Genomic DNA, 24927 nt, shown 5'->3' with positions numbered 1-24927 from the left:
AAGTAACTTCTCACATTTATAAAAAAAATTATTATGAAAGCAATTTGGAATAATCAAGTGATAGCAGAAAGTAATGATACCGTTGTAATTGAAAACAATCACTACTTCCCTCATGACGCTATAAAGAAAGAATTTTTTACATCAAGTGAACTGCAGAGCACCTGCCCATGGAAAGGTGTCGCTTCTTATTACACCGTTACTGTAGATGGAAAAGAAAATAAAGACGCCGCTTGGTTTTATCCAGAAGTGAGCGAACTAGCAAAAGGAATTAAAAACCACGTTGCTTTCTGGCGAGGGATACAAGTAGTTGATTAAAACGACTTGTCGAAACAATACACAAAAAGCCATTTCTTAATAAGAAATGGCTTTTTCTATATATTATAATTCAAGAACACTATTTTCTGTAGCGGCATAAGCATTATACTGAAAACGATCTGCTTCTGCTTCATTTACCCACTCACCATCTACTACATAACGAAACTCGTAAGAGCTCTCTGTAGGAATATCAAAAGTTCCTTTAAAAGTTCCATTCTTTAATTTCTTGAGAGATGTAGATGTGTCCCAGTTATTAAAATCACCAGCAACAGCTACAGTACTTGCGTGTGCTGCAGGTATTGCAAATGTAACTTTACAAACAGGTTTTGTTTTTAAAAATTTCTTTGTGACTGCCATAATAAGAGGTTTAAAAATACACCCAAATATAGCAGGATATTTACTTAAAAAACACTAAATCAATAGTTTAACCTTATTTTTACGATATAACAATATTGGGAGCTTTAAAATTAAAAAGCCACAAAGCGAAAACGTTTGCACTTCCTAAAAATATCATAACTGCTTATTGCACATCACAAAATTAATGCTGTATTAATCATAAATTTTACAACCAATCATTGCTTAATGCTACACAAGAGCCAGCAATTTATTGAGATCTTCTTCTGTATTAAAATAGTGAAACCCTACTCGCACACCTTCACCTCGTGCAATAGTTATTATTCCTTCATCCCTTAATCGAGCTACAAGCTGGTCATCTCCTTTAATATTAAAAAACGATCCATGATCTACTCGATCTATAATTTCTTTTGAGATAAGTCCTTTCTCAGCAAATGCTGCTTTTGCTTTACTGTTGATGACTTTTACTTTTTCATCTATGGTTGTCATACCTAGCTGTCGTATTACATCAATGGCAACACCTAAACTTCCATAATTGAGCGTGTCTTGATGACCAGGCTCAAACCTTCCTAAAAAACTACCTTCTTGAGGTTTATATTTCCCTTGTATAGAATTGAAACCTGAGGTTCTAGGAGCTACTCGTTCTGCTACAGATTCTTTAAATAAAAATAGCGCATTGCCGTATCCAGCATTCATCCACTTATACGTGCTACCTCCTATCACATCAAAGGCAGAATTGTCAAAATCAAATACTTCGGTGCCTAGATATTGCGTAGCATCAGCAAAAAATAAGGTGTTGGGATATTTTGACTTTAACTCTCTAAGGAATTCATGATTGATTTTTATACCCGATAACCACTGTACCATGGAAAAGGCAAAAATATCTGGTTGCGCTTTCGCGAAAGCGGTTGCTATCTCCTCCTCAATAGTTCCCGTAATTTTTATATAACTCACGTCAAAGTCACGACTCTCAAAAGGCCAATTTACCGAAGGATAATCTCCTTCTAAAAGGAGTGCTTTTTTATGTGTAGTAATCCCCTCTATAAGCGTATTGAATCCATAAGAAAAATTAGGTACAAGTGCTACTCTGTTTGCTTTACAAGAGAAAAGCTTACCTACCTTTTCTCGTACGCTAGTGAGTACTTTTGCTTGATTTTCTTTAAGAATACTACCCTGTATAAGAAAATCGAGATCATGCTCCTGACGCCACTCCATCACAGGCAGTGATAATAAGCCCGATGCTGCAGTATTGAGATAGGTGTACTGTTTTAAAATAGGAAAGAGTTTTGCAAAATTTTTCATAAGCTATTTACGATTGACGCTCAAAAAGGCTAATTTTATATAACCATCTAAAGGTCGCATTTTATGTCACTATTTTCAAAGAAAACTACTACTTCTATTGACCCTGTTCAAAAAGAACTTATTGAAAACGCGCAAGCACGCGTGCGTCAAAAGAAGAATCTCTATAGACACTTTGTTACTTTTCTTGCTGGGGCAATCTTACTTATTGTTATTAACCAAGTACTTCATGTAGGTGAAGAATTTAAGCCATTTCAGAAACCTTGGTTTGTGTGGGCAATACTTATATGGACATTCTTTTTCCTCATTCATCTTATAAACGTACTGCTCATGAGCAAGTTTATGAATAAGGAGTGGGAACAAAAGCACCTTGATAGACTTGTTGCAAAACAGAAAGTGCGTATCGCAGAACTTGAAGAAGATGTAGCTTTATCACATCCATTACCAGAAAAAAAAAGTCCAGTAATGAGGAATCCTTCCTTACCACTAGAAGATCAGAATACGCTCCTATGATTACAATGATCGCTGCCGCTGCAGAAAATAATGCCTTAGGAAAGGATGGTAACATCCCCTGGCATTTACCAGATGATTTCAAACACTTCAAACAATTAACTACTGGTCACCACATCATAATGGGGCGTAAGACGTGGGAAACTTTCCCTAAACCGCTACCTAATCGCACGCATGTGGTAATAACACGCGATCATAGTTACAAGGCAGAAAATGCTGTTGTAGTCCATTCTCTTGAAGATGCACTGGCTTACAGTAAGGATGAAGCTCATACTTATATTATAGGAGGTGGTGAGATTTATAAATTAGGGATGGACTATGCAACACACATAGAACTCACACGCGTTCATAATGAATTTGAAGCAGATGCTTTTTTCCCAGAGATTAATACAAATCAATGGGAGTTAGTAAGCAGTGTTTTTCACGACGTAGATGATAGACATAAAAATGGATTTACTTTCGAAAGCTGGAAAAAGCTGTAATCCTCATTAAATAGTACATCATGAAACTTCGAGACAAAAAGACTGCCTTACTATTAATAGATTTACAGAAAGGATTTTCTGAAGAATCTCACTGGGGAGGCAATCGTAACAATCCCAATGCAGAAGAAAAAGCATTAGAATTACTTACAATGTGGCGCTCATTAGGTCTCCCTATATATCATAGCATTCATAGCTCTCGAGATCCACTATCACCACTTCATGAATCACAACCTGGTTTTCAAATGCTAGATGATCTCGTACCTCAACCTAATGAACCTCTCATTATAAAGCACGTAAATAGTGCATTTATAGATACAGATCTCAAAGCACAACTAGACGCCCAGCAAATCAAACAACTAGTAATTGTAGGTCTTACCACAAATCACTGTATCTCTACCACAACACGTATGGCTGGTAATTATGGGTTTGAAACCTACCTAGTTTCTGACGCTACAGCAACCTTTGATAGAAAAGGAATAGATGGCACAATATATCCTTCTGAGCTTATCCACCAGACGGCACTAGCGAGCTTACATGAAGAATTTACTACAGTCATTGACACCGCTAGTCTTTTAGAGATTCTATAATACCCTGCTTATATCAATACAATAGTTATTGTATTTTTGACCTTTTAAATTTCATCTAGTACGCTTTCGCGAAAGCGCACTCAAATAGGATTACCCATGAAAGCATATATATTTCCAGGACAAGGAGCTCAATTCTCAGGAATGGGCCTTGATATTTTTGAAAAGTACCCTCTTGCACAAAGTCTTTTTTTAAAGGCAAATGATGTATTAGGTTTTAATATTACAGATGTAATGTTTGAAGGATCTGCAGAGGATTTGAAGCAAACTCAAGTTACTCAACCTGCCATATTCATTCATTCTATAGCTCTTAAAACCGTGATGACAGATTTTAAACCATCTATGGTTGCTGGTCACTCTCTTGGAGAATTCTCTGCACTCGTTGCAAGTGGTGCGCTGGATTTTGAAGACGGTCTTAAACTTGTAAGTAAGCGTGCTCAGGCTATGCAAAAGGCATGTGAATTACAACCTTCTACTATGGCGGCCGTTTTAGGTCTTGAAGATAACATTGTAGAAGAAGTTTGTAATGAAATTGCTGGTGTTGTTGTGGCAGCAAACTATAATTGCCCTGGCCAGCTTGTTATTTCTGGTGAGGTAGAGGCGATTAACAAAGCTTGCGAGGCTATGAAAGAGAAAGGTGCACGCCGCGCTCTAGTGCTACCTGTAGGTGGTGCTTTTCACTCTCCTATGATGGAGCCAGCTCGTGAAGAACTAGCCGCAGCTATAGAGAATACAGTTTTTAAAAACCCAGTATGCCCTATCTATCAAAACGTAACCGCTAGTGCTGTTACAAGTGCTAGCGAGATTCAAAAAAATCTTATCGCACAGCTTACTGCTCCTGTAAGATGGACACAAACTATACAACAAATGGTAGCCGATGGTGCTACAGAATTTATAGAAGTAGGACCAGGTAAAGTATTACAAGGTCTTGTAAGAAAAATAAATAGAGATGTAACTGCGAGTAGTGCAGTACTTCCTGAATAAATAATAAATACTATTCATAAAAAAACCAGCCCTAGGGCTGGTTTTTTATTGTCTAAAAGCTACAATGTTGAATAACATTCTAGCTTTAGTAAACTATATATAAATTAGTTTACTGCTTTTTTTACAGCATCACCAGCTTTAGTTGCAGCATCTTTAGTTGCGTTTGCAGCATCGTTTGCAGCGTCTTTAGTTGCATTTGCAGCATCGTTTATAGCCTCACCAGTTGCGTTTGCAGCATCTTTTGCGCCTTCTACAGTTGCATCTGCAGCGTTTTCGATAGCATTTCCAGCTTCGTTAGCAGCATTTCCAGCAGCATCAGCAGCTTCTCCAGCAGCATCCTTCACAGAGTTTCCTGCGTCATTTAAAGCATCACCAGTTGCGCTTGCAGCGTTTTCAACAGCATTTCCAGCCTCGTTTGCTTTTTCTTCCATTTCTCTACAAGAAACAGCTCCTACGATTAATGCTAAAGCAGCAACATTTAAAATAAATCTTTTCATAATTGAAATTTGTTTGGATAATTAGATGCGCGAATTTAACATAATTTCACATTCTCCTAACACAATAGGTTTACTTTATAAGGTGTTTACCGACAAAATGCAAATTTCTTAGATATTATGTCAAAATATTAACGATTTAAGAGAAATCTTGATTTGGAATGCATTTCTTGAATTTTTCCAAAAAAATTAATAAAACAATTTATGGTAGGAATTATTCCTAATTTTCATACATTTACCCTATGGGCATAAACGATTTACCTTCAGAAATACGCAGATTTAAGGAAGTGCGAGAAGATCACGACTTCACTCAAGCAGAATTTGCAGATAAATTAGGGATAAAAAATAGCACGGCAGATATAGAACGTGGTAGAACAAAACTATCTGGACAAGTTATTACTGAGCTATTAAGACTATTTAATATCAATCCGTTATGGATTTATGGCTATAGTAAACAAAAACATCTCAATACAGATAAAAGTGATGTAAGTCCTAAGGTTGTTATTGTCGATAAAGATGACAATGAAAACATGGTGCTCGTAAATCAAAAAGCAGCCGCAGGATATCCTAATAACATTGCAGATGTAGAGTGGTATCAAAAACTCCCAGCCTTTGATTTTCCTATCCCACAGTATCGCAATGCGACTTATAGAGGTTTTCAAATAGAAGGTGATAGTATGATGCCTAGTTTTAGACCAGAAGACTGGGTTCTGGCAAAAGGAGTAGAGAGCTTAGATTATGCTAGTGATAACAAAGTTTATGTTATCGTCTTGCAGGATGCCGTAGTAGTTAAGAAATTACAGAAAATGCCAGATTCAAAGAAGGTATTACTAATATCTATAAATGAAGAGTATGTGCCTTACGAAGTAGCGGTAAGTGACATTCAAGAAATATGGCAGGTAAATAGCAAGCTCACTTTTAATCTTGATGAAGGAAGTAGTAATAGTTTACTTAAAGAACTACAGCAATCCATGCTCGATCTCAAAGCACAAATGACACAATTTAAAGCATAAAAAAAAGGTCGATAACTCTATGAGTCATCGACCTTTTACAATATAAACTTGATAATTAATTATCAGTTTTAACTTTTACCTCTCCGTCTTCATCTACTTTCACCTTAGTTTCAGAACCGTCAACGCCTTCTACCTTTAATTTGTAGCCATCGTCAGTATCTTTCTCCTTAGTTACCTCACCGTTAGCCTTTGCTTCTTCTATAATAACTTCGGCTTCAGTTTTCTTTTCTTTACAAGATGTAAATGATACCGCAAGGATACCAAGAGCTATAGCTCCTATTTTTAATGATTTCATAATTTTAAATTTTGGTTGTTTGAAAAAAATGGTTGTTAGACTTAATTATCGTCTGTACCGCCAGTTCCTGTATTTTCTTTGATCTCGTCAACACCTTCTTCTATAGCATCTCCAGCATCATCCATAGCGTCTTCTACATCATCCATTGCATCTTCAAGATCATCTCCATTATCTGTAGATACTTCAACAGTTTTATTCTCTCTACAAGAAGTAAGTGTAAATGACGTTCCTAAAAGAGCTACAAGTGCTAGACTTAAAAAAATTCTTTTCATTTTGATTAAATTAAATAGTTAATTAAACCATATACGAACGCCACGACGTTTTAGTTGTCGTCTCCTATTTTTTCTATCTCTTCATTAATTTCCTCGTTTACTTTATTATCAACTTTTTTTGCTGCTCTTTCTAAGATACCTTCACTTTCTCTTTCAGTTTCTACCTGAACTTCTTTTACAACTGTAGTTTCTTTTACTTCAGTCTCTCTGCAGCTTGCTATTGTAAATGATGCAATTAATAGTGCGATAATTGTAATATTTCTTGTTTTCATAATTTGGTGGTTGTTTAGAGTACAAATGTATCCTAGTAATAATGCCGTAAAGCACAATTTATAACCAATGTTTTCCAAATCATTCGTTAACTTTTGAATATCTAGCTCATTTATAGGTAAAAACTGTTAATTTTATTTTTATGAATTTTAGAGACACTTACAATTTCTTAGAACAACTACAACAGAACAATACAAAAGAGTGGATGGATGCTCATAGAAATGAGTATCATCATGTACGAGACAATCACATTAAATGGCTTAATCACTTAAATGACAAACTCGCCCAATTTGATCCTGAGTATTTTGACACCCCAGGTAAAAAGGCAATTAATCGCATCAATAACAATTTGATGTTTCATCCTAACAAGCCTATTTATAAAGACCACATAGGCGCAGGACTAGACCAGAAAACAAAACAAGGAGATTTTTATATCGAAATAGGTCTCAGTCAGAATTTACTAGCAGGAGGCTTCTGGAGGCCTAAAAAAGAGATACTACAAAGTATCCGTGAAGCTATAGATTATAATGGTGAGGAATTAAAAGCTATTATCAACAAACCTAGTTTTATAAAAACCTTTGGTGGTTTGTGGGAAGATGATAAACTAAAAACAGCTCCAAAAGGATTTTCTAAGGAGCACCCGCACATAGATTTATTAAGAAACAAAACATTTGCAGTAGAGGTAACACTGTCGAAAAAACAAGTACTAGCAGACGATTTTGAGAAAACAATTATTGCAGTCTATAAAGAGATGCTACCCTTTAGAAGATACTTAAGAGAGGCTGTATCTATAGTAACTTAGAAACCATCATTTAGTCTTGAGTAAATTTATTACTCAAGTAGTCAATAATCGCTTTTGTAGCACCCGTATTACTATTAATAAAGTGTCCCGCAATCATCCCTGTTTGCGCTCTAAATTTTTCATCTACGATGAACTTAGATAGACGCTCATCAAATTCGGCCTGATTAGTTACGGCATAAAGTCCTGCGAGTTGCTGTAGTTTTTTTGCTTCGGGAAACTTATCAAAATTGCCTCCAGTAATTATAGGCACACCAAAAGTTGCTGGCTCGAGAATATTATGCAGTCCTGTAGTTCCCATCGCTCCACCTACGTAAGCAATATCTGCATAGCTATATATTTTAGTAAGAAGACCTATAGTATCTATAATCAATACATCGCAAGATGCCAGTGACGCTGTACTCATTTGAGAGTATAGCATTACTCTGCCCTTAATACTTGAGGCTAGTAATGCAATTTTTTCAGGCTTAATTTCATGTGGTGCAATGATAAATTTTGCTGCGCCTTCATTCCTATTGATATAATTTACAATCACATTATCATCTTCTGTCCAAGTACTGCCGCATACTATACATGTTTTGTCATTCTTAAAAGTATGAACAAAATCTAAAGTGTTATCCATTTCGATTTGATGACTCACTCTATCATATCTCGTATCTCCGCTTACGCTAAAATTTCCAAATCCTAACTTCTGTAATGCAGTTGCCGAATCTTTATTTTGCAGAAAAAAGTGCTCAAAACTTTTGAGAGATGCTGTCATCCACTTTCCATAAGGTTTAAAAAATGGCTGACTTTCCCTAAACACCCCTGAAATTAAAAAAGTGCGAATCTTTCGACGTTGGAGTTCGCTTAAATAGTTCGGCCAAAATTCATATTTGACAAAAAATACCATCTCAGGAGATACTATATCTAAAAAATTAGAAACATTTTTTGGAGTGTCAAATGGTAGGTAAACGGTAGCTTTCGCGAAAGCGTTATTCTTTTTAATCTCATAACCAGAAGGGGAGAAAAAGCTAATTACCATCTGGTGCTCTGGATACTTCTTTTTTAACTCCACAAGAACGGGCACTCCTTGCTCGTATTCTCCTAAAGAGGCTGCATGCACCCAGATAGTAGGCTTACTAGGGATGAGTTCTTTTTTTAAAATTTTTAAGGTATGCTTGCGCCCCACTATCGACTTCTTAAGCTTTGCATTAAAAAAACCAGCTACTGGAATTAGCGCTTGAATAAGCGTGATTAAAAGAGAATACAATTTATGCATGATTTCAAAAATAGTGCTTTGTTCTATAAATAAATTGTTAAGCGGTTGTAGTTTTTGTAATTTCGTTTAAGGAAATTTATCTCTATTTTATTAACAACAATTCTAATAAGAGGCCATTCGCCTTTAAGCCATATCAGATGAAAAATATACAAATGGTCGATCTTCAAGGCCAATATGCACAGATAAAAGATCGCGTAGACAGTTCAATTGCAGAAGTTATAGCAACAACTGCTTTTATAAACGGCCCAGAAGTGCGTAGTTTTCAAAGTGAATTAGAGGAATATCTGGGTGTGAAACATGTAATTCCTTGTGCAAACGGAACAGACGCCTTACAAATTGCTATGATGGGCTTAGGACTAGAGCAAGGTGATGAGGTTATTACTGCAGATTTTACATTTGCAGCTACTGTAGAAGTTATTGCGCTTTTAAAACTTACACCTGTACTAGTAGATGTTGACCCTGTAAACTTTAACATCGACATTGAAGCCATAAAAAAAGCAATCACCCCTAAAACAAAGGCGATAGTACCTGTGCATCTTTTTGGAATGGCAGCAAATATGGATGCCATTATGGATCTTGCTAAGGAGCATAATCTTTATGTAATAGAGGATAATGCACAAGGAATAGGATCTACATTTACTGGTCGTGACGGACAGAAAGTTAAAACTGGTGGTATAGGACACGTAGGTACAACTTCTTTCTTTCCATCTAAAAATCTAGGATGTTACGGTGATGGTGGTGCTATTTTCACAAATGATGATGATCTAGCTCATATGATTAGAGGAATTGTAAATCACGGAATGTACGAACGCTATCATCATGATGTTGTAGGAGTTAATAGTAGACTAGATTCCATCCAAGCTGCAGTACTTAGAGCAAAACTGCCTCACTTAGATAGCTATAATAAAGCTAGGCAAAATGCTGCACGTAAATACAATGCCGCTTTTACAAATGATCCTAAAATTATAACTCCATTTATTTGTGACAGCTGTGATTGCCATGTATTTCACCAATACACATTGAGAGTAAAAGATACTGATCGTGATGCGCTAGTAAAGCACCTTAATGAAAACGGCATCCCTTGTGGAGTGTACTACCCAATACCATTACATAGCCAGAAAGCGTATAAAGATACTCGCTATAATGAGGCAGACTTCCCAGTAACCAATGCCATTGTGAAGGATTGTATCTCCTTACCTATGCACACAGAACTAGAAGATGATCAGATTGCATTTATAACTAAAACTGTCATTGATTTTGTAAACAAGTAAGCTATGAAATACTGCCTCTCTCTACTACTTGTCATATTTACAAGTTTTGTGCTATCAGGTCAAGAAACGCTTCTCCATTGCGGGAAACTGATTGACACTAATAATGGAAAAGTTTTAACCGAACAAACAGTAACCATTTTAGGCAATAGCATTATAAAAGTTGAGAAAGGTTACGCTTCCGCGAAAAGTGGCCAGACCATCATTGATCTTAAGTCAAAGACAGTAATGCCTGGCTTTATAGACATGCACGTGCACGTCGAGAGTGAGACCAATCCGAAACAATATCTGGAAACCTTTACTAAAAATGAAGCAGACGTAGCTTTTACTGCTGCCGAAATTGCAGAAAGAACACTCATGGCAGGATTTACTACTGTACGAGATTTAGGAGGAAGCGGTGTAAATGTATCTTTAAGAAATGCTATAAATAACGGCACAACGAGAGGTCCACGCATCTTTACTGCCGAAAAGGCCATAGGAACAACTGGAGGTCATGCAGATCCCACAAATGGCTTTAAAAAGGTTAATATGGGTGATCCTGGTCCAGCCGAAGGAGTTATTAATAGTTTAGATGATGCTAGAAAAGCAGTAAGACAACGCTATAAAAATGGCGCCGACTTAATAAAGATTACTGCAACTGGTGGAGTACTTAGTGTGAGTAAGAATGGAGATAATCCACAGTTTCGCCAAGAGGAGGTAGATGAAATTGTGCGCACCGCCAAAGAATACGGAATGCACGTCGCTGCGCATGCCCACGGAAAAGAAGGTATGCTACGCGCTATCAAAGCTGGTGTAAAAACTATAGAACACGGCTCCTTTATGGATGAAGAAACCGTAAAACTCATGAAACAACATGGAACCTATCTAGTGCCTACACTATCTGCAGGAAAATATGTTGCAGCTAAGGCAAAAGTAAAAGGATACTATCCAGACATTATTATTCCTAAGATTGAAAAAGTAGATGCTACACTTAAAAAGACATTTACCATGGTTGCACAATCTGGAGTAAACATAGCTTTTGGAACAGATGCCGGAGTATTTCCTCATGGAGAGAATGCAAAAGAGTTTCGCTACATGACAGAATATGGGTGGTCACCTATGTTTGATATTCAATCTGCTACCATTACTAACGGAAAGCTATTAGATATGGAAGGACAACTAGGTGTAATTGCTGCTGGGTATCTTGCAGACATTGTTGCAACAGATAATGACCCTACACTAGACATCACAACAACAGAGCGTGTTTCATTTGTCATGAAGAACGGTATTGTATATAAGCAGTAAATAAACCTAAGTTATATCAATTGACGCACATTTTTCTTAAGGGTTTAAGAAGCTCGACATTGCCCATAAAAAAACCTCGTTCAGTATATGAGCGAGGTTTTTTTATAAGTTATAAATGGATGTTACTTTGCCATTATAATAAATTCTGATCTTCTATTTAGCTGATGCTCTTCTTCTGTGCATTCTATGCCGTTTGCACAAGCATTTGTAAGCTGCGTTTCACCATAGCCACGACCCGTAAGCCTAGAAGCTTCAATACCTCCTTGCTGCACAATATAACGTATGGTAGATACATTTCTACGTTGAGAGAGCTTCATGTTATAAGCATCTGGCGCACGACTATCTGTATGTGATCTAACGTCAATTTTCAACGTAGGATACTGTTGCATTACCGCAATCACCTTCTCTAGTTCAAGTGCAGCATCTGGACGTATATTCGATTTATCAAAATCAAAATAAATTGGATTAAGTTCTAGTATATCAGAAAGATCTCCTCCTATAACAAGTTGAGCTCCTGGCTTCAAATAAACATCACGATTTATAATACCACCTACATCACTACTTGTCGTTAAAATAACTTCGTATGGCTCATAATTATCCTTTGCACCTCGTACCACATAAGTTTCACTACAATGTACATCACTAAAAGTAAATTTTCCAAGGTCATCACTTATTACCGTTGCCACAACCTGGTTCACCTTATCTCTTAATGTTACCGTAGTTTGAGGAAGTATTTCATCTGTCTTTACATCTCTAGTAGTACCTACGATATTCTGAGCGCAATTAGTCAAGATCTTTCTATCTCTTGTAAAGCTATAAATATCATCGTTACCCAAACCAGATGCTCGGCTTGATGAAAAATATCCAGTCCCTCTAGATTCACTTAATATAAGTCCAAAATCATCTGCACTACTATTTACAGGCTTTCCTATATTATATGAAGCTCCTACTTTACCATCATCACTTAGTTGAGTAACAAACACATCTAATCCTCCAAGACCTATGTGGCCATCTGTCGCATAAAACAATTTGTTGTCGCTACTCACAAAAGGGAAGGTTTCTCTTCCTTCTGTGTTAATCTCGCTTCCTAGATTTATAGGTGTTCCATAAGTACCATCTTCGTTTATAGTAGACATCCATATATCACTTAATCCTTTTGTACCTGGCATATCTGACGCAAAATATAATATCGTACCGTCAGGACTCAATGCAGGATGCGCTGTAGAGTACTCATCACTATTAAAAGGAAGCTCTTCTGGAATACTCCAGACACCACCTCGCTTATAGCTATAATATAGCTTTAACTTGGTAGTTCCTGCTTCATCTCTTTTGAGTTTGGTTTTTTTACTATAATTATTACGAGTAAAATACATCTCATCTCCACTTTCTGTAAAGACAGAGCTACTCTCATGATAAGGAGTATTTATGTTTTTTGAAAATTTTTCAATGGTAGGATTATCACTTTTTGCATTATCAACTACATATAGATCTAAGAATGGCTGATTATTCCAATCGTGAATGTAGTCACCAGTACTGCTCTTTCTGTTTGAAGAAATCACAACTCTTTCACCAAGGAAACTTGGACTAAAATCTTGTAACTCTGTATTAAAATTAACTTGCTCTATAGCATAACGTCCAGACTGTGCTTCTATTTCCTTAAGGTAATCACGTTCTTTTTCAAACATTTCCCCTCGAGTATCTGTCCCGCTCATTTGTACGAATACAGCCATCATTTTATCTGCTTTATCGTATTTCTTAATACTCTTAAGCGACTGTGCATATCTAAAATAATATTCAGGAGATACTTCTTCTCCTGTAGTAACTAACTTCTCATACCATTGCACTGCATCTGCATAGTCTGCTGTAAAGTAATAAGAGTCTCCTAGCTTTGAAAAAACTTCTGGAGAGGTAAACCCTCTATTCGCAACTCTTAAGTATAAATCACGTGCATTTACATATGCAAGATCTTCAAATTGTTCTCCTGCAACTTTAACCTTACCTTCTTGAGCATACCCAGCGGCACCACCAAAAATGAAGGATAAAAGAATTATATAGTGGAATATTTGTTTCATAAATATGTGTTTTAAATAATCTTCTACTATTTAAGAATTAAAAGAAACGTGGAGATATAAGTTTTTTAGGCTGTTTAAATACCTCAAATCTTAAGAAAACTTCATAACTACCATTATTAAACTGTTGTAGCTCTGTGGTCTCTCTATCATAAGCAAATCCAATCATTAAGCTATCTGTAAGCTGGAAACCTACGAGACCACTAAGTGCTGCACTCCATCTGTAAGCTAGTCCGAGAGTAAGTTTATCGTAAAGCAATGCATTTGCCGTTACGTCCACTTGCAGTGGTGCTCCTTGAACAGCTTTTACAAGTCCTGCTGGTTTAAACTTAAAGTCTTGAGTGATGTCAAATACATATCCAGTAGTTAAGTAGTAATTGATTCTTTCGCGAGCTAGAAATGTAGAGTTTGTACTATTTGAGTTGTCACTAGCATCAAAATGCTCTGTGCGCAATAAATTAGGAGCACTTAACCCTAAGTAATATTTATCAGTATAGTAAAACATACCAAGTCCTATTTGTGGGGAAAACTTGTTGTCAATATTATTTTGAGCCGTAGCTAGATTGTCCCCATTTTGAAATGGGTTTGCCTCGCTGTAATTAATATCAAGTAAATGCACACCCCCTTTTAACCCAAAAGCTAGCTTTCCCTCATCACTGGTAGGTATCGTATAGCTAAAATCTACATCTATGTAAGTCTCATTACTTATAAATATTTCATCATTAGTAATATTTAAACCTAGTCCTACACGTTTTGACTCTCCTACTGGAGAATGTATGGAAACCGTTTGCGTTCTAGGAGCTCCATCTAAACCTACCCACTGACTGCGATGTAATCCTAATACACTTAGACCTCCCCTTGCGCCGGCATAGGCTGGGTTTATACTTAATGTATTATACATGTACTGCGTGTACTGAGCATCTTGTTGTGCTACTGCAGTTTCAGTTGTAAGACCTAAAACGACTACTGCCAGGGCTACTATGGCGATGTATGTTCTTTTCATAGGTGTGTATTTAAATTTGGTACACTATCTTTTTTTGCTTTCGCGAAAGCGTACCAAATATTATTGTTTTATTATCTATTAATATATAATGGTCCTGCTAGTTGCTTGAGTGAACCAGCATCGTTTGTATAGTCAAGTACGTAGTAATAAGTACCTACAGGTAATAACCTGTCTTGATCTACAACTACACGTCCATTAGACTCTCCTCTGAAGAAGACGTTATCTTGTCCATATCCGTCTGCATCCCAAACAAGCACTCCCCATCTGTTATAGATACGTAACTTATTATTAGGATACTGCTCGATACCTCTTATTACAAAGACATCGTTAAGACCATCTCCATTAGGAGTCATAATATCAAATACTTCTAATCCGTCTGTTGCATCTGGATTTCCATTATTTACTTCTAGGAAATCTGGAATACCATTATCATTCTCATCACCTAGTTCTTCACCGTTTAGAATACCATCACCGTCACAATCTCCATCAAGGAATTCTTGACTAGCAGCGAGTGTCTGGCTACTTACTTCTAAACTACAAGAGTTATTAGGGTTTGTACCATCTAATCCCTCTCTACCATCAGAAACTCCGTCACCATCTGTATCAGGATTAGTAGGATCTGTAGTGTTACCGTTAGGATCTGAAGGAGTAAGCGGATTATCTATTCCAGTAATCTCCTCCTCATTAGTTAACCCATCATTATCACAATCTGCATTGTTAAACTCTGCTGTTGTTGTTACAGTCTGGCTATCTGCTACTAAATCACAAACATCAAATGGATCTGTACCATCTGCTATTTCGTCTGCGTTAGTTACACCATCGCCATCACAATCAAGGCTAGCAAAATCAGTATCCATAGGTAGTGTAACACTATCTATTAAGAAATCACATGGACTGTTAGGATCTGTACCATCTTCTGCTTCATCACCATCAGATACTCCGTCACCATCTGTATCTGGGTTAGTAGGATCTGTTGTATTACCATTAGGATCTGCAGGAGTATCAGGATCATCTGTTCCAGTGATTTCTTCTGCATTAGTTAATCCATCAAGGTCACAATCAAGATCATTCCACATCTGAGAAGGATCTACAGATTGACTACTTACCTGTAAATCACAAGGATCATTAGGATCTGTCATATCTCCAGCTTCATCACCATCTGTTACACCGTCACCATCCGTGTCTGGATTTTGTGGATCTGTTGTGTTACCATTTGGATCATTTGGAGTTGAAGGATCATCGATTCCTGTAGTCTCCTCATTGTTAGTAAGACCATCCATATCACAATCTGCACTGTTATAAGCAGCATCAGTCGTTTCTGTCTGATTTGCTACTACTAAACTACAGTTATCATTAGGGTCTGTACCATCAAGCGCTTCTTGACCATCTGTTACTCCATCACCATCACTGTCAATATCTAATGGATCTGTAATATTACCATTTGGATCTCCAGGAGTTGTTGGATCATCTATTCCAGTAAGTTCCTCACCGTTATTTAACCCATCCATATCACAATCAAGATCATTCCATGCCATGGTAGGAGTAACTGTCTGACTAGCTATCTCAAGAGCACAAGGATCATTAGGATCTGTCATATCTCCAGCTTCATCACCATCTGTTACACCATCACCATCCGTGTCTGGATTTTGTGGATCTGTTGTATTACCATTTGGATCATTTGGAGTTGAAGGATCATCGATTCCTGTAGTCTCCTCATTGTTAGTAAGACCATCCATATCACAATCTGCACTGTTATAAGCAGCATCAGTCGTTTCTGTCTGATTTGCTACTACTAAACTACAGTTATCATTAGGGTCTGTACCATCAAGCGCTTCTTGACCATCTGTTACTCCATCACCATCACTGTCAATATCTAATGGATCTGTAATATTACCATTTGGATCTCCAGGAGTTGTTGGATCATCTATTCCAGTAAGTTCCTCACCGTTATTTAACCCATCCATATCACAATCAAGATCATTCCATGCCATGGTAGGAGTAACTGTCTGACTAGCTATCTCAAGAGCACAAGGATCATTAGGATCTGTCATATCTCCAGCTTCATCACCATCTGTTACACCATCACCATCCGTATCAGGATTTTGTGGATCTGTTGTATTACCATTTGGATCATTTGGAGTTGAAGGATCATCGATTCCCGTAGTCTCTTCATTATTAGTAAGACCATCCATATCACAATCAATACTATTCCATTCACTAGTAACGATAGTTAAATCTTGATCCATAGCATTATAAGAACAAGGATCGTTAGGATCAGTACCACCATTTACTTCATCATCATTTGAAACACCATCACCATCACAATCTCCAAGTCCTTGTCCATTACATTCGTCAAAAGAAACAGAAACCTCTGTTGGATCACTTATATTCCCATCATTATCCATTATTGTATAAGCGATAGGTGCTGGATCTTCTACAGATAATCCTGTACAAGTAGCATCTGGAATACCCGCAGCAGTACAAGGTGTAAAAGTAATTGCACCCGTTACTGGATCTACACTCCAAACTCCTACTCCAGGTTCAACTAGGTCATCACCAGGATTTGTTGTACCAACAATCTGTACCGTCGATGGATCTACAACATCCCCATTAACATCATTTGCAAGTACATCTATCACTACTGGAAGACCAGTTGTATTATCTGCACTTACATCGGCAGTTGCAACAGGAACGTAATCCACCGTTACGGTAGCTATATTTGATGGGTTACCATCATTATCGTCTATCGTATAACTAGCAGGCGAAGTTGGATCCTCATTAAATCCAGCTAATGGAATAAAGCTTATTGTTCCAGTAATTGGATTCACCTGCCAAGAACCTTCTCCTGGTACTGTGTAACCAGTTACGTCTCCATTAGCATCAATAGCAACATCTAGGGCTCCAACTGGAACTACTAAACTCACGCTCGTTACATCTAAAGTGCCATCAGGATCGGCATCTACTCCAAAACCATTATCAGCCGTTGGATCTAAACTTACCGTTGCACCAGGCGTATTTGCTAAACTCTCATCATTTTGAGCCACTGGTGGCTCTGCATCATACATCACAGATACCGTAGCTGCATTAGATACATTGCCATCATTATCGTTTATTGTATAGCTAATGTCTTGTGGATCTTGTGTAGATACTCCAACACAACTAGCATCAGGAACTCCCGCTGCGCTACAAGGGGTGAAGGTAATGGCTCCACTTACTGGATCAACACTCCAAACTCCTACGCCAGGCTCTACTAAATCATCACCAGGATTGGCAGTACCTACGATTTGAACAGTCGTCAAATCTAAAATACCATCAGGATCCATATCATTTCCAGCAACATCAATAAGCACGGAATCTCCAGTCATATTATTGTTACTCGCATCATCCATCGCAACTGGTGGCTCTGGAATAAAACTCACACTTACACTAGCAGGGTCTGTAACATTACCTTCATCATCCGCAACCACATACTCAATATCTGTAGGGTCTGCTGTGAATATCTCAGGACAATCAGGCAATAAAACTACCGTACAAGGTGTAAACGTAATGGCTCCACTTACTAGATCAACACTCCAAGTACCCTCACCAACAACCACTAAGTCATCACCAGGATTTGTAGTACCTACAATCTGTACCGTGGTTGGATCTACTACATCTCCATCAATATCGTTTGCTAGTACATCTACCACTACTGGAAGACCAGTGTCATTACCTGCACTCTCATCTAAGGTTGAAACAGGAACGTAATCAATTGTTACCGTAGCCACATTTGATGGATTACCATCATTATCATCTATCGTATAACTAGCAGGACTTGTTGGATCATCATTAAAACCAGCCAATGGTATAAAGCTAATTTGACCTGTGGTTTCACTCACTTCCCAAGCTCCTTCACCAGGTACTGTATATCCTATAATATCACCATCTGCATCAAGCACCTCCATCGTTGCTCCTGCTGGAACTACTAAGCTCACGCTCGTTACATCTAAAGTGCCATCAGGATCGGCATCTACTCCAAAACCATTATCAGCCGTTGGATCTAAACTTACCGTTGCACCAGGCGTATTTGCTAAACTCTCATCATTTTGAGCTACTGGCGGCTCTGCATCATACATCACAGATACCGTAGCTGCATTAGATACATTGCCATCATTATCGTTTATTGTATAAGTAATGTCTTGTGGATCTTGTGTAGATACTCCAACACAACTAGCATCAGGAACTCCCGCTGCACTACAAGGGGTGAAGGTAATCGCTCCACTTACTGGATCAACACTCCAAACTCCTACGCCAGGCTCTACTAAATCATCACCAGGATTGGCAGTACCTACGATTTGAACAGTCGTCAAATCTAAAGTACCATCAGGATCCATATCATTTCCAGCAACATCAATAAGCACGGAATCTCCAGTCATATTATTGTTACTCGCATCATCCATTGCAACTGGTGGCTCTGGAACGAAACTCACACTTACACTTGCAGGAGCTGTAACATTACCTTCATCATCCGCAACCACATACTCAATATCTGTAGGGTCTGCTGTGAATATCTCAGGACAATCAGGTAATAAAACTACCGTACAAGGAGTAAAGGTGATGGCTCCACTTACTGGATCAACACTCCAAGTACCCTCACCAACAACCACTAAGTCATCACCAGGATTTGCAGTACCTACAATCTGTACCGTGGTTGGATCTACTACATCTCCATCAACATCGTTTGCTAGTACATCTACCACTACTGGAAGACCAGTGTCATTACCTGCACTCTCATCTAAGGTTGAAACAGGAACGTAATCAATTGTTACCGTAGCCACATTTGATGGATTACCATCATTATCATCTATCGTATAACTAGCAGGACTTGTTGGATCATCATTAAAACCAGCCAATGGTATAAAGCTAATTTGACCTGTGGTTTCACTCACTTCCCAAGCTCCTTCACCAGGTACTGTATATCCTATAATATCACCATCTGCATCAAGCACCTCCATCGTTGCTCCTGCTGGAACTACTAAGCTCACGCTCGTTACATCTAAAGTTCCATCAGGATCGGCATCTACTCCAAAACCATTATCAGCGGTTGGATCTAAACTCACCGTAGCACCAGGTGTATTTGCTAAACTCTCATCATTTTGAGCCACTGGTGGCTCTGCATCATACATCACAGATACCGTAGCTGCATTAGATACATTGCCATCATTATCGTTTATTGTATAGCTAATGTCTTGTGGATCTTGTGTAGATACTCCAACACAACTAGCATCAGGAACTCCCGCTGCGCTACAAGGGGTGAAGGTAATGGCTCCACTTACTGGATCAACACTCCAAACTCCTACGCCAGGCTCTACTAAATCATCACCAGGATTGGCAGTACCTACGATTTGAACAGTCGTCAAATCTAAAATACCATCAGGATCCATATCATTTCCAGCAACATCAATAAGCACGGAATCTCCAGTCATATTATTGTTACTCGCATCATCCATCGCAACTGGTGGCTCTGGAATAAAACTCACACTTACACTAGCAGGGTCTGTAACATTACCTTCATCATCCGCAACCACATACTCAATATCTGTAGGGTCTGCTGTGAATATCTCAGGACAATCAGGCAATAAAACTACCGTACAAGGTGTAAACGTAATGGCTCCACTTACTAGATCAACACTCCAAGTACCCTCACCAACAACCACTAAGTCATCACCAGGATTTGTAGTACCTACAATCTGTACCGTGGTTGGATCTACTACATCTCCATCAATATCGTTTGCTAGTACATCTACCACTACTGGAAGACCAGTGTCATTACCTGCACTCTCATCTAAGGTTGAAACAGGAACGTAATCAATTGTTACCGTAGCCACATTTGATGGATTACCATCATTATCATCTATCGTATAACTAGCAGGACTTGTTGGATCATCATTAAAACCAGCCAATGGTGCAAAACTAATCTCACCAGTTACAGGATTAACTTCCCAAACTCCTTCTCCAGGTACTGTATATCCTATAATATCACCATCTGCATCCGTCTGTACCATCGTAGCTCCAGTCGGAACTACTAAGCTCACAGTCGTTACATCTAAAGTTCCATCAGGATCGGCATCTACTCCAAAACCATTATCAGCGGTTGGATCGATACTCACCGTAGCACCAGGTGTATTTGCTAAACTCTCATCATTTTGAGCTACTGGTGGAACAGCATAAGCTGCACTTACTTTAGTAGGAGTTGTTGCGTTACCCTCATCATCAGATACTACATAAGAGATATCCATTGGGCTACCTTCAAACAATCCTATACAACTAGCATCTGGAACTCCTGCTGCACTACAAGGAGTAAATGTAATGGCTCCACTTACTGGATCAACACTCCAAACTCCAACTCCAGGCTCTACTAAATCATCACCAGGGTTGGCAGTTCCCACGATTTGAACAGTCGTTGGATCTACAAGATCACCATCTATATCATTTGCCAATACATCAATCACTGCAGGGTCTCCTGGCATAACACCCGAAACCTCATCTGCAGTTGCGACAGGTACATAATCAATTGTTACTGTAGCTTGGTTAGAAGTATTACTAGCATTATCATCTATTGTGTATGTAGCAGGAGAAGTTGGATCATCATTAAAACCAGCTTCTGGTGCAAAACTAATCTCACCGTTTACAGGATTAACTTCCCAAACTCCTTCTCCAGGTACTGTATATCCTATGATATCACCATCTGCATCCGTCTGTACCATCGTAGCTCCAGTTGGAACTACTAAGCTCACAGTCGTTACATCTAAAGTTCCATCAGGATCTGCATCTACTCCAAAACCATTATCAGCGGTTGGATCGATACTCACCGTAGCACCAGGTGTATTTGCTAAACTCTCATCATTTTGAGCCACTGGTGGAACAGCATAAGCTGCACTTACTTTTGTAGGAGTTGTTGCGTTACCCTCATCATCAGATACTACATAAGAGATGTCCATTGGACTACCTTCAAATAATCCTGTACAACTAGCATCTGGAACTCCTGCCGCACTACAAGGGGTGAAGGTAATTGCTCCACTTACTGGATCAACACTCCAAATACCAACTCCAGGCTCTACTAAGCTTGTCACAGGAACACCTGGATTTGCAGGATCTATTATCATTACCGTCGTTGGGTCAACAAGATCCCCATCTACATCATTTGCTAAGACATCAATCACTGCAGGGTCTCCTGGCATAATACCAGAAACCTCGTCTGCAGTTGCAACAGGCACATAATCAATTATTACTGTAGCTTGGTTAGAAGTATTACCAGCATTATCATCAATTGTATATATGGCTGGAGATGTTGGATCATCATTAAACCCAGCCAATGGTGCAAAACTAATCTCACCATTCACAGGATTAACCTCCCAAACTCCTTCACCAGGTACTGTATATCCAATAATGTCTCCATCTCCATCCGTCTGAACCATTGTTGAACCTCCTGGAACTACTAAACTTACAGAAGTTACATCTAAGATGCCATCAGGATCTGCATCGACTCCAAAACCATTGTCAGCAGTTGGATCAATACTTACCGTTGCCCCAGGTGTATTGGCTAAACTTTCATCATTTTGTGCTATTGGCGGGATTCCTAACACTATCGACTCTAAATCATTAGCGGGATTACCACCAAAATCAGTAACATCTGCAGTTACAGTGATTGATCCGTTATTAAGTCCAGATATATCAGCATCTGTAGCAGTCCACACTCCTCCTATTACAGTTGCTGTTGTTGTTACAATATTTACTCCATCGGAAAAAGTTACTGTAACTATTTGTCCATCTTCAACATCTGTGGTAGTTCCTGATATAGTCACATCATCATCTTCATTGCTATCAACTATACCATCTCCTTCAATAGGAGTATCAATCGTGATTGTAGGTGCAGTTTTATCTCCATTTAAGGTAATTACCAAATTTGCATTATCAGAATTAACGCCATCAGATAATACGTATGCAAAGTCTTCTGTTAATGTCTCTCCTGTTAACAATCCAGCAACTGCGGGATTATTTATATCTGGAGTATAAGTGTATGTTCCATCAGGAAACACTTGAATACTTCCATAAGTTCCTACAAATACTGAACCACCTACCGCGACAGGGTCACCATCTATCTCGATAACCACAACATCTTCTGCCTTACCTTGCCAATATAAATCTGATATTCCAGCAATTTGCCCTCCAGGAGGATTATTTGTGACATTAGGCCCATAATTATAACTGAAAACCAACTCATCAATAGGCTCCTCAAAAACAACATTTACATTTCCTGTAGCATCACTTTCTATTGCGTTTCCTGTTCCATAAAAAGTATCACCACCAATAATCACAACACCTCCTGTCGTAACAAACTTATATGCAGATGCCACTCCACCTAATGATCCACTAATTTGCATTTGATCCTGCCAAACTGGTGCCTGCGAAAAATCGATATCAACAATTAAGAAGCCTAAATTAAACACTGGCTCATCAAAAGTGATACGAAGCTCTGTATCGTTCACAGGGTTAGTACTAGCCTGTATACCAAATCTCAAATACCCAAAGTGTCCACCATTAGACCCGGTTAACGCTACTGTTTGATTTTGATTAGGAATACCAATATTATCTATATCTGTTGAAAAAAAGTCAAGTTGAACGGCATTAATATTTCTAGCCTGACCATCTACTGGAGTCGAATACATAGGGTTGGGACCAGCTGTGGGAAACTCATTTTCCCAAACAAGCGTACTCAACCCCCTATCAATGGCATCCACGCCATTCACACCCTCATCTGTAATAATGTTGCCACTTACGTCTGTTTCTGTGACAACTGTAATACTGTCAGCGTTATCTTGAGCATCTGGAGCTTCATCTACACCGTCAATTGTAATCGTAAGTATACCATAATCTATTATATCGATATTATCACTAATTGTATATGAAATAATATCGTCCAAAGACTCACCATTTTTAAGACCAACTACAGCTGGATTTGTCTCATCAACATCATATATGTACGTCCCGTTTGATTGAATAGTAATTTCGCCATAAAGCGTTGTGTAAGGAGAATTCACCTGCCCCGGATATACATCAACCTCAGTAACTGTTAGACTAATACCTGTGTCATTAGTTAATACATTTCCACTTATTGTTGCAATCTCATCTGCATCTACACTATCAACTTCATCAACCGCTACAGGAGCCGTATCAAAAACACGAATTACACTCTGTGCACTGCCAGTAGCTAAATTAGGATCTGTAACTTCAAAAGTGGCTGTACGTACCCCTGGCGTAGGTGTATTTGTGTTATTATAATAAAATAATGAATTAATAAATTCTAAAAAGTCAGCATTTGGTATTGGATTCCCCGCTATTTCTGTAATAGTAAAATCTACAAAGTTTTGTGTTAATTGAATTGTCGTTCCATTAACAACAAAACTCTGAGTATTTGCAGCTGCATTAAAAGGGAAAAAATTGTTAACACCTCCATAGTTACTATATAAATTTTCTGTCGCCTGAACAGTACCTGCAAAGCTTATTGTTGCAGCTATTATAGTACCTGTGTCTGTTGTTAAGGTTGGCACAGTTACTAAAGAACTAAGAGAGGCTGGGGTAGGCCTAAATTGGACATTCTTATCAAAACTTGGCACCGAACCATTAAGATCCAGAACAGGATCCGCAAATAAAGAGCTTCCTTTTAGCTCATCGCTACAGCGCTCACCCACTTCACTTGGTGCAGCCAGAGAAGAACCTATTAAAAGCACGTACAACACAGAAAAAACTCCGAGTTTACCCAGAGCACTTTTTGCGCTATTTATTGACATTACCAGCTCACTCTTATTGGATAAGAAAGATGATAATTTAATCTGTCCAGAAGGAATAGTAATTTTTCCCATATAATTAATTTATAACTTAATTGAACTTTTAGCACAACCTGAAACCTTAACAAACATCAGATTTTAGACATGTACCCACATTAAATTAATGTGATATTAAAATTAAATGTAGATTCACTTTAATCGCATAATCAAAATTAGCATTTTAAAGCATCTATATCACTAAAAATAGACACTTAATCGATTAAATTTAACCATTAGTAGATATTCTACATGTATTTTTCGACGAAATGCAGCTTTATGTCGACGAATTGCAATTTCAAGTACAAATATAATCGACTTAAAATCAGGATTTTGAATATTTTAACACTTAAAAAAAAACTATTCATCCGATAATTCCTACACAAAAAGCCTCGAAAAAAGCCATTTTAAGTAAAATACACTAGAGATTATTTTGATTAATATTGTATGTGGAATAGCTTAAAAAAAGTTTGAAAAAAGTTTGAAAAACCCTTTGCCAAAAGAAGAA

The 24927-nt window shown here is 38.1% G+C and carries 19 protein-coding genes; 9 read left to right on the top strand and 10 right to left on the bottom strand.

What is annotated here, in order from left to right; all coding sequences use genetic code 11:
- Positions 1-33 precede the first annotated feature (33 nt).
- Entirely contained in the window at positions 34-315 is a 282-nt protein-coding gene (locus ACJJVW_RS09035; protein ID WP_298330305.1) for a DUF427 domain-containing protein, read from the top strand.
- A gap of 63 nt (positions 316-378) precedes the next feature.
- On the opposite strand, the gene ACJJVW_RS09030 is transcribed toward ACJJVW_RS09035, so the two are convergent.
- Complete coding sequence (locus ACJJVW_RS09030) at positions 379-672, bottom strand: isoamylase early set domain-containing protein (RefSeq protein ID WP_108877813.1); 294 nt, start codon at positions 670-672, stop codon at positions 379-381.
- Between the two features lie 228 nt (positions 673-900).
- Entirely contained in the window at positions 901-1971 is a 1071-nt protein-coding gene (locus ACJJVW_RS09025) for an aminotransferase class V-fold PLP-dependent enzyme (protein ID WP_405251394.1), read from the bottom strand.
- A gap of 63 nt (positions 1972-2034) precedes the next feature.
- Between ACJJVW_RS09025 and ACJJVW_RS09020 the strand changes: the two genes are divergently transcribed.
- The 4 genes from ACJJVW_RS09020 to fabD all read left to right on the top strand — a co-directional run bounded on the left by ACJJVW_RS09020 (position 2035) and on the right by fabD (position 4528).
- Positions 2035-2481, top strand: coding sequence for a 2TM domain-containing protein (locus ACJJVW_RS09020; RefSeq protein ID WP_405251393.1), 447 nt, complete (start codon positions 2035-2037; stop codon positions 2479-2481).
- Positions 2478-2960, top strand: coding sequence for a dihydrofolate reductase (locus ACJJVW_RS09015; RefSeq protein WP_405251392.1), 483 nt, complete (start codon positions 2478-2480; stop codon positions 2958-2960). The genes ACJJVW_RS09020 and ACJJVW_RS09015 overlap by 4 nt, the downstream gene beginning before the upstream one ends.
- Before the next feature lie 20 nt (positions 2961-2980).
- Positions 2981-3547, top strand: a complete 567-nt coding sequence (locus ACJJVW_RS09010) for a cysteine hydrolase family protein (protein ID WP_405251391.1) — start codon at positions 2981-2983, stop codon at positions 3545-3547.
- Positions 3548-3643: 96 nt separating this feature from the next.
- Positions 3644-4528: an ACP S-malonyltransferase gene (fabD, locus tag ACJJVW_RS09005; protein WP_405251390.1), complete on the top strand. Its 885-nt coding sequence runs from the start codon at positions 3644-3646 to the stop codon at positions 4526-4528.
- Between the two features lie 104 nt (positions 4529-4632).
- Here fabD and ACJJVW_RS09000 read toward each other — a convergent pair whose 3' ends face one another.
- Positions 4633-5025, bottom strand: a complete 393-nt coding sequence (locus ACJJVW_RS09000) for a hypothetical protein (RefSeq protein ID WP_298330325.1) — start codon at positions 5023-5025, stop codon at positions 4633-4635.
- A gap of 239 nt (positions 5026-5264) precedes the next feature.
- On the opposite strand from ACJJVW_RS09000, the gene ACJJVW_RS08995 reads away from it, so the two are divergent.
- Positions 5265-6035 (top strand): LexA family transcriptional regulator, encoded by a 771-nt coding sequence (locus tag ACJJVW_RS08995; protein ID WP_298330327.1) that lies wholly within the window; start codon positions 5265-5267, stop codon positions 6033-6035.
- 55 nt (positions 6036-6090) lie between these two features.
- On the opposite strand, the gene ACJJVW_RS08990 is transcribed toward ACJJVW_RS08995, so the two are convergent.
- The 3 genes from ACJJVW_RS08990 to ACJJVW_RS08980 are packed head-to-tail and all read right to left on the bottom strand — an operon-like array spanning position 6091 to position 6874.
- Positions 6091-6330, bottom strand: coding sequence for a hypothetical protein (locus ACJJVW_RS08990; RefSeq protein ID WP_298330332.1), 240 nt, complete (start codon positions 6328-6330; stop codon positions 6091-6093).
- Between the two features lie 41 nt (positions 6331-6371).
- The gene (locus ACJJVW_RS08985) at positions 6372-6602 is read right to left on the bottom strand and encodes a hypothetical protein (RefSeq protein ID WP_405251388.1); all 231 of its coding nucleotides are present in this window, start codon (positions 6600-6602) and stop codon (positions 6372-6374) included.
- Positions 6603-6652: 50 nt separating this feature from the next.
- Positions 6653-6874, bottom strand: a complete 222-nt coding sequence (locus ACJJVW_RS08980) for a hypothetical protein (RefSeq protein WP_108877803.1) — start codon at positions 6872-6874, stop codon at positions 6653-6655.
- Between the two features lie 140 nt (positions 6875-7014).
- On the opposite strand from ACJJVW_RS08980, the gene ACJJVW_RS08975 reads away from it, so the two are divergent.
- Positions 7015-7674, top strand: a complete 660-nt coding sequence (locus tag ACJJVW_RS08975; protein ID WP_405251386.1) for a DUF2461 domain-containing protein — start codon at positions 7015-7017, stop codon at positions 7672-7674.
- Positions 7675-7684: 10 nt separating this feature from the next.
- On the opposite strand, the gene ACJJVW_RS08970 is transcribed toward ACJJVW_RS08975, so the two are convergent.
- Entirely contained in the window at positions 7685-8932 is a 1248-nt protein-coding gene (locus ACJJVW_RS08970; RefSeq protein WP_298330342.1) for a 3-deoxy-D-manno-octulosonic acid transferase, read from the bottom strand.
- Positions 8933-9069: 137 nt separating this feature from the next.
- Here ACJJVW_RS08970 and ACJJVW_RS08965 point away from each other — a divergent pair, with 137 nt between their 5' ends.
- The gene (locus ACJJVW_RS08965; protein ID WP_379952918.1) at positions 9070-10203 is read left to right on the top strand and encodes a DegT/DnrJ/EryC1/StrS family aminotransferase; all 1134 of its coding nucleotides are present in this window, start codon (positions 9070-9072) and stop codon (positions 10201-10203) included.
- A 3-nt stretch (positions 10204-10206) separates the two neighbouring features.
- Complete coding sequence (locus ACJJVW_RS08960; RefSeq protein ID WP_405251385.1) at positions 10207-11484, top strand: amidohydrolase family protein; 1278 nt, start codon at positions 10207-10209, stop codon at positions 11482-11484.
- Between the two features lie 122 nt (positions 11485-11606).
- On the opposite strand, the gene ACJJVW_RS08955 is transcribed toward ACJJVW_RS08960, so the two are convergent.
- The 3 genes from ACJJVW_RS08955 to ACJJVW_RS08945 form a co-directional block, all read right to left on the bottom strand.
- Complete coding sequence (locus ACJJVW_RS08955) at positions 11607-13556, bottom strand: OmpA family protein (RefSeq protein WP_405251384.1); 1950 nt, start codon at positions 13554-13556, stop codon at positions 11607-11609.
- Between the two features lie 37 nt (positions 13557-13593).
- Positions 13594-14556 carry a type IX secretion system membrane protein PorP/SprF gene (locus ACJJVW_RS08950; RefSeq protein WP_405251383.1) on the bottom strand — a complete coding sequence of 321 codons (963 nt, stop codon included), beginning with the start codon at positions 14554-14556 and terminating at the stop codon, positions 13594-13596.
- A 71-nt stretch (positions 14557-14627) separates the two neighbouring features.
- Positions 14628-24458, bottom strand: a complete 9831-nt coding sequence (locus ACJJVW_RS08945; protein ID WP_405251381.1) for a gliding motility-associated C-terminal domain-containing protein — start codon at positions 24456-24458, stop codon at positions 14628-14630.
- Positions 24459-24927 lie beyond the last annotated feature (469 nt).

Source organism: Dokdonia sp. Asnod3-C12 (assembly GCF_045063975.1).
Classification (GTDB): Bacteria; Bacteroidota; Bacteroidia; order Flavobacteriales; family Flavobacteriaceae; genus Dokdonia.
The sequence above is the reverse complement of the archived record's forward strand: the minus strand, read 5'-3'. Positions and strand labels throughout refer to the sequence as shown.